Genomic DNA, 1359 nt, shown 5'->3' on the forward strand with positions numbered 1-1359 from the left:
GTAGCGCCACTGCATCTGGCTGCGCCAGGCGCCCGAGCGTTCGATGTTGCGCTCCGCCTGCAGCTGCACACGGGCGCCCTTGCCGCCGAGTTCGCCGGTCAGCTCGACAAGCGCCAGCCGCAGGCCCGGTCCGGACACACGCTCGGCCCACACCATGCAGCGCGAGCCTTGCGCGGCCACCAGCAGCACGCGGCTGTCGCTGCCCGGTGCAGCAAGCACCGAGCCGGGCTCGCCGGCCAGCAGTTCATCGGTGGAGCCGCGCATCGGGTCGACCGGGAAGAAGCCCTGGGCCAGGGCCCAGTCGACCGCGGCAGCGGCCTGGCCCTCGGTCTGCACGCAGGCGTCGCGGAACAGGCGGGCCACGGCGCGCGGGTCGGCCCAGATCGAGCGCAGCGCCGCACCGTCGGGCGCCGGCTCGGCGTCGGCTGGCGGCGTCGTCAGCGGCGTCGTGACCAGCTCCGCCGCCGATTTCACCGGGAACGTCACCGCCGGTTCCACCACCGACGGTGTCACTGACTGCGCGGCCGCCAGCCCGGGCAGCGCCACCCACAACGCAAGCATCGCCGCCTGCCCGATGTCCGCCACGACGAATCGATTGCCTCTGACCATGCTCACGTCCTGCCCTTCCGTCGCTGCCGCGTTGCCGAGGGCGAGATGGTCGCACAGGCGCCCGTCAGCCGGTCGCGATGCGCGGTGGGTTCGGGTGGAAACGCGCCATCGCGTGCGAATCCACATACTGCCCGTCGCGCAACGCATAGCCCTTGAAGGTGCCTTCGATCTCGAAGCCGAACTTGCGATAGAGGCGCAGCGCGACGAGGTTGTCGGTGTAGACGTGCAGTTCCAGGCGCAGCGCGCCGACCCAGTTGTCGGCGTAATCGCACATCGCGGCCATCAGCGCGCTGCCCACGCCCTGGCCTTGCGCCGACGGGGCGACCGAGATGCCCAGCACCAGCACGTGCCGCCGGCGCGTCTGCGGCCCGACCGGGTGCAATCCTGCGGTGCCCACCACCTCGCCATTCAACTCGGCCACCAGCGGCAGGTCGGTCTTGCCCGGCGCGCAGGTGTCGGTGAGCCGCGCCTTCCAGGAAGGCGCATCGGTATGCGGCATCTGCATCAAGCCCGGGAACACCTGCGGATCGCCCATGATGCGGGCATAGGCGGGAGCGTCATCGGGGCAGGCGCGCCGGATCGTGATCGTCATGCAAGTGACCTGTGTCAGTTGTGAAGTGCCCGTGCAGCTTACCTGCCCCCCGGCTTCGGGTCGACGTACGACCGTTCGGTTACGGGGGCGCACCGCCTGCGTGCGGCATGCACACTGGCTTCACGATCAGCACCAGCACACGCCCTGCCACCGTGAAC

General features: G+C 70.5%; 2 protein-coding genes. Both read right to left on the minus strand.

The window, feature by feature from the left end; genetic code table 11:
- A partial coding sequence (locus AC1D15_RS32435; protein WP_477829296.1) for an NMCC_0638 family (lipo)protein occupies nucleotides 1-609 on the minus strand: 609 nt, incomplete at its 3' end.
- Between the two features lie 64 nt (nucleotides 610-673).
- Complete coding sequence (locus AC1D15_RS32440; protein WP_465114611.1) at nucleotides 674-1201, minus strand: GNAT family N-acetyltransferase; 528 nt, start codon at nucleotides 1199-1201, stop codon at nucleotides 674-676.
- Between the last annotated feature and the right edge of the window lie 158 nt (nucleotides 1202-1359).

It is taken from the genome of Rhizobacter sp. P2_H2 (assembly GCF_056403375.1).

Coding starts and splice junctions, on each gene's coding strand:
- AC1D15_RS32440 (WP_465114611.1), bottom strand. CDS start 1,201: ATGACGATCACGATCCGGCGCGCCTGCCCCGATGACGCTCCCGCCTAT.